We start from the raw sequence: 12708 nt of genomic DNA on the forward strand, positions 1-12708 counted from the left end.
AGCCGAAGGCTCAAAAATTAAATTTTATTCTGCACCATTAACTAGTAGTATATCTTAGGAATAATTTGAATATTACTTTTTGATGATGAATATCTTCAAACAACCCATATACTATTAACTAATAACATCTTCCTACCTAGTAAGGAATAAATTCGAGTACGCTCTCATCCGTCAGAATCTTGTTTCTGGTTACCCAGTCTTTTAGGTCTTTTACATGTTCGTGTTTTACGATAACCTGTACTTTTTCTCTATTTTCTTTCAAAATTAGAAATGCAGTACTCAGGAACTTTGAATAGGTTACATAAAAAACATCTTCAGGACGATATGGCATAGAAAATGGCTTATTAATTTGGCGAGATCTCATGTTAATATAATTAAGTTAAGTTTTGGTTTTACTCATCCTAGTATGATATGCAATGTCTTTGCAATTGGCAATCGACCCATCAATCCACCATTCTGGAGGTATTGTAATGTCTCTGATTATCCCTCTTTCAGTAAGCTTTACGCAAGCAACTTTGTATTTGTGTAGGTTAATAATGTCTTTGTTCGTGATAATTCTGCCAGAATCCTTATCACGATAAATAAATTTATAATTCATCGCTTAGTTTTTATTCATGGGTTGTTGTTAAATTTCAAGAAAAAAAATGTTTATTGATGAAATTTGATTGGTAATAGGTAAAATTGGCTATTTTGTGAACTTACACAATACTACTATCAAAAAAAGCAAAATGCAAGAGAAAAATACATATTTTTTTATTTATGTACACTTTTCTTCATAAACTAGGTTAATTTCAACAATTAACTATAATTATAGGTAATTACTTCAAACAAATTCGGATAAAAATTGTTTTACGTGAAAACCTAAGCAGTTTTTAATTCAACAGGCTCAAATTGATTGTGAAAATGAAATTTTGTACTTTAATTTGGTGTTGATTTTTTGGTGCTAATGCTATTGTGAATCAGTTGTAATCTACTTTTCTTAGATTTATTTTATAAGTGCATCTATTCTTCTTTAAGTAGTTGTAAAAAATAAATTTTATGCTTTTGGCGTTAGGCTGTAAGCCTCAGTCATTAGGCAAAAGGCTTTTATAATTTCATAATAACTCTTATTTTGCCTAATGCCTATAGCCTATTTCTTAACACTTAAATTTCATTTTGCTCACCTATTTATACCTCCTATTTGTTATTTCACACCCTTATATAAAGAAGAAGAGTAGAATTTTTTCACTCTCAAAATCTTGTGCTTCAAAAGGTTTTTTCTGCGCCAATAAGATATCTGCCAGTTTTGTTGGCATGAAACTTGTTTAGGTATGTAGGAGCAATTAATCAGTGAAATTGCACGTTGATATGTCAGTTCATTCGATAAAAAGAGTATTTGTTAGTTTTTTTTGAAAAAAAATTAAAAAAATCTCTCATAAAATTTGTTTGGCACGTTTATTGTTAATACATTTGTAATGTAAATCAAGAACAACAAAATAAAGGTTTACAAAATCAGCCAATTTGGCACATTACTAGGATTAGAATTAACAATTGAATAACGATTCAATTAAAAGATATTAGGTTAGATATTGACCGCTTTTTCAATGTAGTGCCGCACACGCTACTGGAATGGTGATTGAGCCGCTACTCAATCACCAAAAAAAATTCAAGGTTGGAAAGTTTCAACTGAGTGAGTAAAGCTAATGCTTGAAAGCAAAAAAATTAGAGCTTCGGCTCATGGGTGGATTACCCAAAAGATAACTACTTAGGCGGATTGCGTAAAGGCTCGGAGCATTGCTGCGGGTCTTTATTATTTTATACCCCTTTCAATTACTGCTTTGTAAGTATTTCTAATTATTTTTTTTTCATTCCTTCCGATTTTACTTTCATCTCATTCTCAAATCATTAATTTTAGTATGTTCTTTCAATTCTAAAAGCATTGAGCTGAACAAATCTTACTTCAAACTAAAATTAAATTACCATGAAACAATTTTTCCGAAATTTTCAGGCACTCATATTAATAGTAGGTGCATTTTTGACACAACCCATTTTAGCCCAAAAACTTTCTCCTCAAAAACTGAAAGCACTTCAGAAAGAAATCATCGACGAGATTGACAAAAAAAAGGAGTTTTCAGCTCAGGTCAACGACATGATTTTCAGCTTTGCTGAATTAGGTTTTCAAGAAACTGAAACCTCTCAATATTTAATTAATCTATTAGAAAAAGAAGGCTTTACCATTCAAAAGGGAATTTCGGGTGTTCCAACAGCTTGGATTGCTACCTGGGGTACAGGCAAACCTGTAATTGCCATTGGTTCGGATGTCGATTGTATTCCAAAGGCTTCTCAAAAGCCTGGCGTTGCTTATCATGACCCAATTGTGGAAGGTGCGCCGGGACATGGTGAGGGTCACAACTCTGGTCAGGCACTAAATATTACTTCAGCCTTGGTGCTCAAAAAAATCATGGAGCGTGAAAAGCTTTCAGGGACTTTAATGCTCTGGCCGGGAGTAGCAGAAGAATTGGTTGGTACAAAAGCCTTTTATATTCGTGATGGTTATTTCAAAAATGTAGATGCCTGTATTTTTACCCACGTCAACAGTAATTTGAGTGTAAAACACGGTGATGCAGGAAATAATGGATTAGTTTCGGTAAAATTTAACTTTGAAGGCGAGGCTGCCCATGCAGCTGCTAATCCTTGGCGTGGTAAAAGTGCTCTTGATGCCGTAGAATTGATGAATGTAGGTTGGAATTATAAAAGAGAACACCTTTTGCCAACGCAGCGCTCGCATTATGTGGTCGTAAATGGGGGAGACCAGCCCAATGTAGTTCCTTCTAAAGCGTCGGTTTGGTATTATTTTAGAGAACGTACTTATCCCAAAATCAAAGAGTTATACGATTTTGGAAAGAAAATTGCGCAAGGTGCCGCTATGATGACCGATACGAAGGTTTCGTGGGAAGTACTTGGTAGCGCCTGGCCGGGGCATTTTAACAAGCCTATTGCCGAAAGAGCATTCTCTCACATCAAGCGAGTGGGTTTACCAACATGGTCAGATGCCGATCAGCAACTAGCCAAGGGTATTCAGCAAGAGCTTAGTTCGCCCGAACAAAAGGGACTTCGTGCCGAAATAGATACTGTATTAGAGGTTGTAGGCTCCATGGGGGGAGGTTCTGATGATATTGCAGATATTTCTTGGTCATTGCCAACCATTGTATTGGGCTATCCTTCAAACATACCGGGTTTGCCAGGGCACCACTGGGCCAATGCTATTTCGATGGCAACGCCCATTGCGCATAAAGGTATCACTGCTGGAGCAAAAGTAGAGGCACTTACGATTTTGGACTTGTTAAACGAACCAAAACTCATTGAAAGTGCATGGGATTATTATAAAAATGTACAGACTAAAGATATCAAATACGAGCCCCTAATTGCTCCGACAGATAAGCCTGCCATTGCGATTAATGCGAATATCATGGAGCTGTATCGTCCTAAACTCAAACAATTTTACTTTGACCCTACCAAGTACAAAACGTATTTGGAACAGTTAGGTATCGAATATCCAACTGTTCGAAAAGTAGAACCCAAGAAAGACTAATAATCAGTTGTGCATGAAGGAAAAACTATTCATCGTAAAAGGCTAGATTTCGGAGGTATGCCCATTTCTTTGAATCCATTTCTTAAAAAAATATAGGTTTACATTCTGTTTATGAGGTTGCAAATTCCAAATCTCCCATGGATACAAATCCTTCAATCAGTCCTAACCGATTTATTGATATAGTAGTGCAATTAGGTTCAATATTGCTTTATTGCGCTATTTTTCAAATGAATGAAATTTCATTATCAGCGTTGAATAATCTTCCTTCAACGTTGAGACAACAAAGAGTATATGTTTTAGTATTGAATTTTAATATGAATGCATCAAAATTCCATCTTTTATGTAAATCTTAGAAAAATACTAAACATTTCTATTGTGGATAAAAATAATTCTACTAACTTTGAAGAGTCAAAGGTTCACAATTGTGGCGGCAAGAGTGAAACACTAACGACAAATTCAAATTATATTAGTAATAAAGATAAAATAGCTGTGGCGGCAGTGATGTTTATTGGAGTTATTAATCGACAATAGCCTAAGTAATCTTAAGTAATCCTCTAAATAGGATAACAAAAAAAACAAGAAAACCCTTGGAGTGGCGGCTTCGAGGGTTTCGCTTTTTATGAGGTTTAAGTAAGTTTTTCTTTTGAAAAAACACCAAAAATACTTTGTTGATATAAAGCAAAACGACTCTCAGAAATGAGAGTCGTTTTGCTTTTTTATTTTACTTTCAACACTAAACCACCCAGAGGAGGAAGATTTAATGGAATAGAATAGGCTTTTCCTTGCCAAGAAACTTCCTCCGCAAAGATTGGTTCAGGGTTGGTTTTTCCACTACCACCAAATTTGCTATCGTCAGAGTTCAATATCTCTTGCCATATACCTTGCATTGGCACTCCAATACGATAATTATTATGCGGAATTGGAGTAAGGTTCAAAACCACAATGAGTTGCTCTTTGTGCGAATCGCCTTTTCGTGCATAAACTACCACCGAGTTGTTGCGGTCTGAAGTATCAATCCACTCAAAACCTTCTGGAGCAAATTGTTTATCAAACATGGCATGTTCGTTACGGTAAAGTAAGTTTAATTCTTTAACCAGATTTTGAACTCCCTGATGATAACCATGGTCTAATAGCCACCATTCAAGTCCTTTGGAGAAATTCCATTCGGATGTTTGACCAAACTCGCCACCCATAAATAAAAGCTTTGTGCCTGGGTGAGTAAACATATAAGTAAAAAGCAAACGTAAATTTGCAAAACGTTGCCATTCGTCACCTGGCATTTTGCCTACCAATGATTGTTTGCCATATACCACCTCATCGTGTGAAAGAGGTAACATAAAGTTTTCAGTAAAGGCATAAACCGTCGAGAATGTCAATTGGTCTTGATGATATTTACGATACATCGGGTCTTTTTCGAAGTACTTCAAGGTATCGTTCATCCAACCCATCATCCATTTTTGACCAAAGCCCAATCCTCCTGTATACACCGGACGTGATACGCCAGTAAATGAGGTTGATTCTTCGGCGATGGTTTGAACGTCTGGGAATTCTGCATAAAGAATTTCGTTTAGTTCACGGAACAACGAAATAGCCTCAAGGTGATGGTTGCCACCAAAGATATTTGGTTCCCATTCGCCATGATTACGCGAGTAATCTAAATAGAGCATCGATGCTACGGCATCTACACGCAAGCCATCAGCATGGAAACGCTCTAACCAATAAATGGCATTTGATATCAAGAAACTACGAACCTCATTACGCCCATAATTGAAAATATACGACTTCCAATCTGGATGATAACCTTTACGCATGTCGGGGTGCTCAAAAAGATGTGAGCCATCATATTCATAAAGTCCGTGAGCATCGCCAGGGAAATGAGATGGTACCCAGTCGAGAATAACCCCAATATCATTTTTATGACATTGTTCTACCAAATACATAAAGTCTTGTGGCGTGCCAAAACGCGAAGAAGGAGCAAAGTACCCCAATACTTGATAGCCCCAAGATGGTTCGTATGGATGCTCCATTACAGGCATAAACTCAATATGAGTAAAGGCCATTTCTTTTACGTAAGCAACCAGCTGATCTGCTAGTTCGACATAGGATAGTTTTTCTTCCTCGCCTTTACGACGCCATGAGCCGATATGCACTTCGTAAACCGACATGGGAGACGAAAGAGAGTTTTTACTCTTGCGAGTTGTCATCCAGTCAGTGTCTGTCCATTCGTACCAGTTATCCCATACAATCGACGCTGTTTTAGGAGGTGTTTCGAAGTAGTGCGCATAGGGGTCAATTTTTTCGAGTTTACGACCATCATGAGCTTCGATACAATATTTATAAGCCTCGCCCTTACCGATATGAGGGATGAATCCTTCCCAAATACCAGATTCGTCCCAACGGACAAAAAGGTGGTGAGAGTCTTTATTCCAATAATTAAAATTCCCAATTACTGATACGCTTTTTGCTGAAGGAGCCCAAACAGCAAAATAAGTACCTGCTACACCTTGGTATTCGGTGGTATGAGAACCCAGTTTTTCGAATAATCTAAAATGTTTTCCAGATTTAAACAACGAAATATCGAAGTCAGAGAAACGCGTAAACGTTTCAACATTCTTTAATACGACTGGAGGAGCTACGGGTGCTTGTTCAACCACGACAGCCGTCTCGACTGCTGGCGCTTCTTCCGTAGTTTTCTTTGAGACTCTTTTTTTTGCAGGAGCTTTGGTTACAGCTTTTTCTTCTTCTTCAGATTGAGTTTTTGCCTTGGTGGTCTTAGCCATATTTTCTGAAATGGTTAATGGATTAAATTTCAAAAGGAACTAGATAGACTTTGGTAAAGATAGAGGTTGTCATAGTACAATCATTGAGAATAGACGAAAATTTGACGTTTAAGGTTATGTCTTTTTCGTTTTTCAAATCTTCGGTTACCCTTTTAGAGGTGTTAGTTCGATATATCATGCAAAATTCTGAAGGAAATCAATCAATTGACTTTGGCTATCTGCCATAAAATTAATTACAACCAATAAACTATCGATTGGTTATTACTGCTAAAGTAATATTTTTTAAAAGTTTTTCACAATTTCAGTTCGATTTATTCGCATTTGTTTGAGGCAACGAAAGCCTAAACTTCCATGAAAGAATACGAACGATAAAAATAACGAGTATGGTAATTTGGTTTGAATATACCTCCAAACTAGCAATGTTTTTGATTTGGTAAAATGTGAAAAAGCCTACTAAACAAGCAGTTGCATATATTTCTTTTCGAAATAAAATTGGAATTTCGTTTAGTAAAATATCTCTGATTACTCCACCAGCGCAAGCTGTGCAAGTGCCCAACAAAAAACTACTCAAAACCTCATTATTTTCTGAAATACCTCTTTGGTAGCCCAATACATAAAAACAACCTAAGCCGAGTGCGTCAAAAATTTGAAGTGGGATATCTACTTTGGGAATCCATGTTGAAAAAAGAATCGCAACAAGGGCACTGACAAATATAATAAAAACCAAGGCCTCATCATGAATCCAACGCACTGGCTGACCCAGAAATACATCCCGAAGCGTACCACCACCCACAGCAGTTACAAAAGCGACAACAATAACCCCAAACCAATCCAACCGTTTTTGAATACCAGCATAAGCGCCCGATACACTAAAAGCCACCGTGCCCAAGATACTGATGATTTTGTAGAGCTGCTCCATAATTAATGATGAATTAGTGAATTGTGAATGGTAATTAGTACTGTACGAAGGATTCCAAACTATTTCAGATTTGGGATTGCGGATTTCGGAAATAAGGTTAAATACCTTTATTTTCCTAAGAAATGCAAAAGATTACACTTCCGAAATCCAACATCCTATATCCGAAATAAACAGTTTTAGAATCCTCCATACTCTCCTGATGCTTCATTCACAATTCACCATTAAAAACTATAAGAATACGTATGTTTGATTTCTTTCAAAACGAAGGTAGTATTGAGGACACCAATGTTTTCGAGTTTTGAAAGCTTGTATTTAACAAAGTCATGATATTCGTCGAGGCTTTTGATATATATCTTTAATAAAAAATCTACCTGACCTGCCATGTGATAGCATTCATGGATTTCTTCCAATTGTTGTACAGCCTGTTCAAATTTTTCGATAAACTCCTCATTATGGTATCGCATGGACACTTGGCAGATACACATAATGGGGTTGTCCAAGAGTGCTTTATCTACAATCGCCACGTATTGTTTGATGTATCCAACACTTTCCAGGCGACGAATTCTCTCATAAACTGGCGAAATGGTCAAGCCCAATTGATTAGCGATTTCTTTGGTTGTTACTTTAGCATCTTGTTGTAAAATCCTTAGGATTTTTTTGTCTATTTCGTCTATTGCTTCCATAAAAGTAATTTTTTCTACCCAAATAATATTTTGTCTTCTTTGAAAAGTAAAATTTATGGTAAAAATATTATAATAAAGTAATTTTTATTGAAATAATGGATATATTTTGATAAATATAACTGAAAATATAAATTTGCGCCAATATAATTGCTGTCAAATTGGTTTTTGTCAGTAATATTTTTGAATTACACTCTTCAACTACTATGGCAAAAGACAAAATTTTAGTAATTGGTGCCAATGGTCAAATTGGTACTGTATTACTTGAGCAATTACGCAAAATACATGGTATCGGCCAAGTAATTGGCTCAGATATAGTAGCTCCTCGAGAGGAGAACGGTCCGTTTGTCGTGTTGGATGCCACCAATGTGTTGGCGTTGGTCGAAACTGTCCATCGTCATGGCATTACACAAATTTATCATTTGGCTGCAGTACTTTCAGCAAAAGGCGAGTTAGACCCACTTCGTGCTTGGGAGCTCAATATGAGAACCCTCTTCAATGTTTTTGAAGTAGCCCGAGAGGTAAAGCTCGACAAAGTATTCTTCCCTAGTTCAATCGCTGCTTTTGGCGATAGTGCCCCACAGTACGATACCCCGCAGGCTACCTATTTGGACCCATCGACTGTATATGGTATCAGTAAAGTTGCAGGCGAAAACTGGGCTGGTTACTATCATAAACGTTATGGTGTAGATATTCGCTCTTTGCGTTATCCAGGGGTAATTAGTTATCAATCAATGCCAGGTGGAGGTACTACAGATTATGCAGTGGAGATATTCCACGAAGCAGTGCAACATAAGCCCTATACTTGTTTTTTGCGTGAAGATACGCTTTTACCTATGATTTATATGGACGACGCGATTCGTGCTACGCTTGAGTTAATGGAAGCGCCTGTCGAAAATATCCGCATTCGTAGTTCATACAACTTGGCTGGTGTGAGTTTTACACCTGCACAAGTTACGGCCGAGATAAAGAGGTATTATCCTGATTTTGAGGTAAAATACCAGCCAGATTTTAGACAAATGATTGCCGATTCATGGCCAAAATCTGTGGATGATACCGCTGCCTATCAAGACTGGGGTTGGAAGCCTCAGTTTGATTTAACTCGTATGACACAGGTCATGATTGAAAAATTATCTGAAAAATACCAACAAAAACTCTTAATTACTCAATAATAACCAAGTATTATTTATGTACGGAAGTGTAAAAGAGGCTCTTCAACAAGAGTTAGATAGTATCAAAGACGCAGGACTCTACAAATCAGAGCGTATTATCGTAAGTCCTCAAGCTGCTAATATTCAGATTAATACAGGTAAAGAAGTGCTCAATTTTTGTGCTAATAATTACCTAGGATTATCCTCGCATCCAGAGGCTATTAAAGCAGCGCATGAGGCGATTGATACCCATGGATTTGGGATGTCATCGGTTCGTTTTATTTGTGGAACGCAAGATATTCATAAAGAACTTGAACAAAAAACTGCTGAGTTTTTAGGTATGGAGGATTGTATCCTTTATGCTGCCGCATTCGACGCCAACGGGGGAGTTTTTGAACCATTATTGAACGAGCAAGATGCCATTATTTCTGACGAATTAAATCACGCGTCTATTATTGATGGGATTCGTTTGTGTAAAGCAAAACGCTTTAGATACAAGCACAACAATATGGAAGATTTGGAGGAGCAGTTGAAGGCAGCTCAAGGAAGTCGTCGTATTTTAGTGGTAACAGATGGTGTTTTCTCTATGGATGGCACTATTGCACAGCTAGATAAAATCTGCGATTTGGTTGAGCAATATGGTGCCATGATTATGATAGACGAGTGCCACTCATCGGGTTTTATGGGTAAAACAGGCCGTGGCACGCATGAGTTTAAAAATGTGATGGGTCGTATCGACATTATTACTGGTACTTATGGTAAAGCGCTAGGTGGAGCATCTGGTGGCTTTACGGCTGCCCGTAAAGAAATCGTAGAAATATTGCGTCAGCGCTCTCGTCCATATTTATTCTCAAATACGCTTGCGCCTGCGATTGTTGGCGCTTCTATTAAGGTATTAGACGTATTGAGTAACTCAACAGAATTGCGTGATAAATTAGAAGCTAATACAAAATATTTTCGCCATGCCATGACAGCGGCAGGCTTTGATATATTGCCTGGAGAACATCCGATTGTACCAATTATGCTATACGAGGCCAAGCTTGCACAAGAGTTTGCCGCTCGCTTATTAGAGGAGGGTATCTATGTGATAGGATTTTTCTATCCAGTTGTGCCTCAAGGCAAAGCACGTATTCGTGTGCAAATTTCGGCAGGACATGACATGGAGCACCTCCAAAAAGCAGTAGCCGCTTTTACCAAAGTAGGGAAGGAGCTTGGCGTTTTGAAGGCATAATATGGCTTTTGTGATTATTTGATAAAAAATAGTAAAAAACATGTAGTGATTTGACATGAATCACAAGTGTTTCCATAGTTTTAATAAGAGGCATTTATTAACTTTGTGCTTCATAAATAACAATTTATTATTTATTCGGGATAGGTAGTAAAAAATCCCCCTTGCCATTTGGTAAGGGGGATTTTTGTTACATCTTCATTTTCTCTATTTCTCGAATCACGTTTACAATTCCTTTTAGTGGAATCTTTACCCAGTCGGGTCGGTAGCTAATTTCGTAACCTAGTTCATAAACTGCTTTTTCCAACAAATAAATCAACAATAAAAAGTTGATTTCATTATTGTTTTTGAAAAGAGGATGTGGATGCCCAAAGGTTTCCAAGTATTTTTCCAAATAGGTCTGCATAATTAACCGATACCAGCGGTCAGCGGCTGTTTGTACTCTAAATGCGTCCATATCTGCTGTTTCGTTTGAATTAAGCATCTTTGCCGAAATCGCATAATGGTAACTTCTAATCATACCAGCCACATCTTTGAGTGGCGAGTGCATGATTTTTCGGTCGGTAATAGTGCTTTCTGGCTCTCCCTCAAAATCTATGATAATGTAATCGTTTGCTGTAGCCAAAACTTGTCCTAAATGATAATCTCCATGAATTCTGATTCTAAGGGAATCCAAGTCTTTAGTCAAAATCTGGTCGGCAAATTCGTCAATGAGTTCTTTGGCCTCCATAAAATCCCAAGCCAATTTGCGTGTGACAGGGTCGGCGATGCTGGTATATTTTTCTATCAATAAATTATATCTACGATCCAATAAATCGCAGAGGCGTTTATGAATAAAACGGCGGTAAGTATCATCAAATTTTTGCGTTGCAAACATGGGTTTGGCTTCTGGCGCATATAGTGCCAAGTGCATTTCGGCAGTGCGTTGTGCCAGTAATTCTACCTGATTAAAAACCTCTTCTTTAATGGCAAAAGTTTTGTCGACAAAAGCATTGACAAAAGCATTGAGCTGGTTGCCTGTCATCTCCCAAGTATCAGCTTGGTTATCGACCATACGTTGCATCATTCCTAGGGTGATTTCGCTTTCGCCATCTTGTTGCCATGTTATGCTTCCCGCAAAGGCAGGAATAAAAGCAAAATCAGAGTGCTCTGTCAAAAACTCAATCATTTCAACCTCAGGGTTGGTTTCTTTAAATAGCTTTCGATAAAGTTTGAGAAAATACTTTTCCCCAAACACCATTGCCGAGTTAGAGGAAGATAAGGTTAAAGCTTTGGAAGTAATAGGAGCATTGATATCTTCGCCAGATAAGCCTTTTCCACGAACAAAATCTACTTTTCCTTCTTGTTGATAAATAGATTCAGCGTGAGAAATTTGATAGAAGAGAGCCTGCTGAAAACGCTCATCGTATAAGGCATCGATGATAAAACCACGCTTTTCATTGATATACGCCAAACTAATGATTCCTACAGGCGCTATTGCGTTTGATTGCGCCGCTTCGATAAACGATACTGGCAGTAGATAACGCTCAATTTCCAGATTTTCGTAACCTACCTCAACAATACAAAGTAAAGCAATGGAGTCTTTGATAGGTATTTCGAGCGCTGAAGCGATTTTAAAATATTGTTGGACTCGGGCTTTACCTGCAAACCATCTACAACTATTCATATAAGAGGGAAGAATTTCTGTCTCAAATTTTGAAAAAAGTGCCGTATCATTTTTGATATCCTCCCAAGCCTTTAAGGAGCTGAGATTTGTCGAGGTGATTTCATTCATAGTTGATTGTTTACAAAAATGGTATTTTAATGACTTAAATTTAGAATATATTTAGTTGAAAAAAAAGCCTTTTCATGAGGTCATCATTGGGTTTTAGTAATAGTGAAGTTCAATTTACGATAAAATCAGGGATTGTTGAGCAAGCCATAAAAAATGCTTGGTTAGTGTTACCTAAAATGTCGAAGTTGAGGGAAACAAATTATTTGTGATTTATACTAAGTTAGTAGGCAAAATATAATTAAGATTGTTCTCTGGGCTTTCAGGTAACGGCTTTCAGCAGTGGGCTTTAGAAAAAAGCAAGACTGCGGTTATTAAAACATTTTAACACTCTTTGCCTTGTGCCTAAACACATAACTTAAATCTTACTCTACACGATTACTCTAGATTGAGAAGCGATTATTTGAAGATTTTTAGAAAAATAATTATTTCATAATCAAGGTATTATAAAATAGTTTTGCATTTTTTATAAAAAACATTTGGAGTGAATGCCATAAAGCTGTAATTTTGCACCACGAAAAACGACAAGGAAACATAATCTAAGCGTTTTCGTCCCCATCAGGTCCGTTCGTCTAGGGGTTAGGACACGTCCCTTTCACGGATGAAAC

General features: G+C 37.2%; 9 protein-coding genes. 3 read left to right on the forward strand and 6 right to left on the reverse strand.

Annotated elements, in window-relative coordinates; genetic code table 11:
- Positions 1–136 precede the first annotated feature (136 nt).
- Positions 137–364, reverse strand: coding sequence for a hypothetical protein (locus tag ACOVQ4_RS10290; RefSeq protein WP_421820557.1), 228 nt, complete (start codon positions 362–364; stop codon positions 137–139).
- A gap of 15 nt (positions 365–379) precedes the next feature.
- Complete coding sequence (locus tag ACOVQ4_RS10295) at positions 380–598, reverse strand: hypothetical protein (protein ID WP_095160420.1); 219 nt, start codon at positions 596–598, stop codon at positions 380–382.
- Positions 599–1960: 1362 nt separating this feature from the next.
- Here ACOVQ4_RS10295 and ACOVQ4_RS10300 point away from each other — a divergent pair.
- On the forward strand, positions 1961–3571 hold the full coding sequence (locus ACOVQ4_RS10300) for an amidohydrolase (RefSeq protein WP_421820558.1): 1611 nt from the start codon (positions 1961–1963) through the stop codon (positions 3569–3571).
- 716 nt (positions 3572–4287) lie between these two features.
- Here the strand turns inward: ACOVQ4_RS10300 and glgB are convergent.
- The 3 genes from glgB to ACOVQ4_RS10315 form a co-directional block, all read right to left on the reverse strand.
- On the reverse strand, positions 4288–6351 hold the full coding sequence (gene glgB / locus ACOVQ4_RS10305) for a 1,4-alpha-glucan branching protein GlgB (protein ID WP_421820559.1): 2064 nt from the start codon (positions 6349–6351) through the stop codon (positions 4288–4290).
- A gap of 301 nt (positions 6352–6652) precedes the next feature.
- Positions 6653–7270 (reverse strand): trimeric intracellular cation channel family protein, encoded by a 618-nt coding sequence (locus ACOVQ4_RS10310; protein ID WP_421820560.1) that lies wholly within the window; start codon positions 7268–7270, stop codon positions 6653–6655.
- A gap of 221 nt (positions 7271–7491) precedes the next feature.
- Positions 7492–7953, reverse strand: coding sequence for an Lrp/AsnC family transcriptional regulator (locus ACOVQ4_RS10315; RefSeq protein WP_421820561.1), 462 nt, complete (start codon positions 7951–7953; stop codon positions 7492–7494).
- A gap of 203 nt (positions 7954–8156) precedes the next feature.
- Here ACOVQ4_RS10315 and ACOVQ4_RS10320 point away from each other — a divergent pair, with 203 nt between their 5' ends.
- Together ACOVQ4_RS10320 and kbl are read left to right on the forward strand one after the other, a co-directional pair.
- Positions 8157–9122, forward strand: coding sequence for an NAD-dependent epimerase/dehydratase family protein (locus tag ACOVQ4_RS10320; RefSeq protein ID WP_421820562.1), 966 nt, complete (start codon positions 8157–8159; stop codon positions 9120–9122).
- Between the two features lie 16 nt (positions 9123–9138).
- Positions 9139–10332 (forward strand): glycine C-acetyltransferase, encoded by a 1194-nt coding sequence (gene kbl, locus ACOVQ4_RS10325; RefSeq protein ID WP_421820563.1) that lies wholly within the window; start codon positions 9139–9141, stop codon positions 10330–10332.
- A gap of 187 nt (positions 10333–10519) precedes the next feature.
- Here the strand turns inward: kbl and ACOVQ4_RS10330 are convergent, their stop codons facing one another.
- A complete protein-coding gene (locus ACOVQ4_RS10330; RefSeq protein WP_421820564.1) occupies positions 10520–12103 on the reverse strand; it encodes a putative maltokinase in 1584 nt (527 codons plus the stop codon).
- Positions 12104–12708 lie beyond the last annotated feature (605 nt).

This window comes from Flectobacillus sp., from assembly GCF_049240685.1.
In the GTDB taxonomy this organism is placed as follows: Bacteria; Bacteroidota; Bacteroidia; order Cytophagales; family Spirosomataceae; genus Flectobacillus.